Annotated in this window: 2 rRNA genes; both read left to right on the top strand. The window is 54.0% G+C overall.

What is annotated here, in order from left to right:
* Positions 1-202 precede the first annotated feature (202 nt).
* Positions 203-3084 (top strand): 23S ribosomal RNA (locus tag AABE10_RS36025).
* A gap of 124 nt (positions 3085-3208) precedes the next feature.
* A 5S ribosomal RNA gene (rrf, locus tag AABE10_RS36020) occupies positions 3209-3322 on the top strand.
* Positions 3323-3328 lie beyond the last annotated feature (6 nt).

Here is a 3328-nt window from a genome sequence, read left to right as displayed (position 1 = left end):
GATGCCGGCTGTCGTTCTTTAACAATCAGGAAGAAGTAGTAAAGAGAACAGGCGAAAGCGCTTAGAGATGGGCGCGAGTAGCTGTTCAGGGTTGTGATTGTATCGAAGTATTTTCAAGTTCCTCGAAAGAGGGTTTTGGAATACGGCACAACGCGAAAACTCAGCCTGTAGCGGCGTAGGTCGAGAGACATACCCGTTATAGGGTCAAGCGAACAAGTGCATGTGGTGGATGCCTTGGCGATCACAGGCGATGAAGGACGCGGTAGCCTGCGAAAAGCTCCGGGGAGCTGGCAAACAAGCTTTGATCCGGAGATGTCCGAATGGGGAAACCCACTCCGAATGGAGTATCCGTAACTGAATCCATAGGTTGCGTGAAGCGAACGCGGTGAACTGAAACATCTAAGTAACCGCAGGAAAAGAAATCAACCGAGATTCCCAGAGTAGTGGCGAGCGAAATGGGACCAGCCTGCATATTTTATTTTTGCTGTTAGCCGAGCGCTCTGGAAAGTGCGGCCATAGCGGGTGATAGCCCCGTAGGCGAAAACAGCGAGAAAGAACCAGGTATGCGACAAGTAGGGCGGGACACGTGAAATCCTGTCTGAAGATGGGGGGACCATCCTCCAAGGCTAAATACTCGTGATCGACCGATAGTGAACCAGTACCGTGAGGGAAAGGCGAAAAGAACCCCGGGAGGGGAGTGAAACAGATCCTGAAACCGCATGCATACAAACAGTCGGAGCCTCGCAAGGGGTGACGGCGTACCTTTTGTATAATGGGTCAGCGACTTACATTCAGTGGCGAGCTTAACCGATTAGGGCAGGCGTAGCGAAAGCGAGTCCGAACAGGGCGATCCAGTCGCTGGGTGTAGACCCGAAACCAGGTGATCTATCCATGGCCAGGATGAAGGTGCGGTAACACGTACTGGAGGTCCGAACCCACTGACGTTGAAAAGTCAGGGGATGAGCTGTGGATAGGGGTGAAAGGCTAAACAAACCTGGAAATAGCTGGTTCTCTCCGAAAACTATTTAGGTAGTGCCTCGTGTATCACCTTCGGGGGTAGAGCACTGTCATGGTTGAGGGGTCCATTGCGGATTACCTCGCCATAGCAAACTCCGAATACCGAAGAGTGCAATCACGGGAGACAGACATCGGGTGCTAACGTCCGGTGTCAAGAGGGAAACAACCCAGACCGCCAGCTAAGGTCCCCAAATATGGCTAAGTGGGAAACGAAGTGGGAAGGCTAAAACAGTCAGGAGGTTGGCTTAGAAGCAGCCACCCTTTAAAGAAAGCGTAATAGCTCACTGATCGAGTCGTCCTGCGCGGAAGATGTAACGGGGCTAAGCCATATACCGAAGCTGCGGATGCGTGCTTTGCACGCATGGTAGGAGAGCGTTCCGTAAGCCTGCGAAGGTGCACCGGAAGGTGTGCTGGAGGTATCGGAAGTGCGAATGCTGACATGAGTAGCGATAAAGGGGGTGAAAGGCCCCCTCGCCGTAAGCCCAAGGTTTCCTACGCAACGTTCATCGGCGTAGGGTGAGTCGGCCCCTAAGGCGAGGCAGAAATGCGTAGCTGATGGGAAGCAGGTCAATATTCCTGCACCGGCGTGAAATGCGATGGGGGGACGGATCGCGGAAGGTTGTCCGGGTGTTGGAAGTCCCGGTCGCTGCATTGGAGAGGGTGCTCTGGCAAATCCGGGCACAGGACTCAAGGGTGTGGCGCGAGCTTCTTCGGAAGCGAAGCAACTGGAAGGGGTTCCAGGAAAAGCCTCTAAGCTTCAGTTTCACGTTGACCGTACCGCAAACCGACACAGGTGGGCGAGATGAGTATTCTAAGGCGCTTGAGAGAACTCGGGAGAAGGAACTCGGCAAACTGGTACCGTAACTTCGGGATAAGGTACGCCCTGGTAGCTTGATGCGCCTGCGCGCAGAGGGTGAAAGGGTTGCAATAAACTGGTGGCTGCGACTGTTTAATAAAAACACAGCACTCTGCAAACACGAAAGTGGACGTATAGGGTGTGACGCCTGCCCGGTGCCGGAAGATTAAATGATGGGGTGCAAGCTCTTGATTGAAGTCCCGGTAAACGGCGGCCGTAACTATAACGGTCCTAAGGTAGCGAAATTCCTTGTCGGGTAAGTTCCGACCTGCACGAATGGCGTAACGATGGCCACACTGTCTCCTCCCGAGACTCAGCGAAGTTGAAGTGTTTGTGATGATGCAATCTCCCCGCGGCTAGACGGAAAGACCCCATGAACCTTTACTGCAGCTTTGCATTGGACTTTGAACCGGCTTGTGTAGGATAGGTGGGAGGCTGTGAAGCGTGAACGCCAGTTTGCGTGGAGCCGTCCTTGAAATACCACCCTGGTTTGTTTGAGGTTCTAACCTTGGTCCGTGATCCGGATCGGGGACAGTGCATGGTGGGCAGTTTGACTGGGGCGGTCTCCTCCCAAAGTGTAACGGAGGAGTACGAAGGTACGCTAGGTACGGTCGGAAATCGTGCTGATAGTGCAATGGCATAAGCGTGCTTGACTGCGAGACTGACAAGTCGAGCAGGTGCGAAAGCAGGTCATAGTGATCCGGTGGTTCTGTATGGAAGGGCCATCGCTCAACGGATAAAAGGTACTCTGGGGATAACAGGCTGATACCGCCCAAGAGTTCATATCGACGGCGGTGTTTGGCACCTCGATGTCGGCTCATCTCATCCTGGGGCTGTAGCCGGTCCCAAGGGTATGGCTGTTCGCCATTTAAAGAGGTACGTGAGCTGGGTTTAAAACGTCGTGAGACAGTTTGGTCCCTATCTGCCGTGGGCGCTGGATATTTGAAGGGGGCTGCTCCTAGTACGAGAGGACCGGAGTGGACGAACCTCTGGTGTACCGGTTGTCACGCCAGTGGCATCGCCGGGTAGCTATGTTCGGAAGAGATAACCGCTGAAAGCATCTAAGCGGGAAACTCGCCTTGAGATGAGATATCCCCGGGGCTTCGAGCCCCTTGAAGGGTCGTTCAAGACCAGGACGTTGATAGGTCAGGTGTGGAAGCGCAGTAATGCGTTAAGCTAACTGATACTAATTGCCCGTAAGGCTTGATCCTATAACCGGTGTGTTTCAGACCGGTCGGAGAGCGCTGTTGTGCCAGACAACACAACCCCTCTTTACACCACGCTTCTTCCCGATTGGCTGTGGCGCACCCCGATGCGACGCAGCAACCCGTCATGCCTGATGACCATAGCGAGTCGGTCCCACCCCTTCCCATCCCGAACAGGACCGTGAAACGACTCCACGCCGATGATAGTGCGGATTGCCCGTGTGAAAGTAGGTAATCGTCAGGCTCCTTA

It is taken from the genome of Paraburkholderia diazotrophica (genome assembly GCF_038900755.1).
In the GTDB taxonomy this organism is placed as follows: domain Bacteria; phylum Pseudomonadota; class Gammaproteobacteria; order Burkholderiales; family Burkholderiaceae; genus Paraburkholderia; species Paraburkholderia diazotrophica_A.
This window is presented reverse-complemented; position numbering and strand designations above follow the sequence as displayed.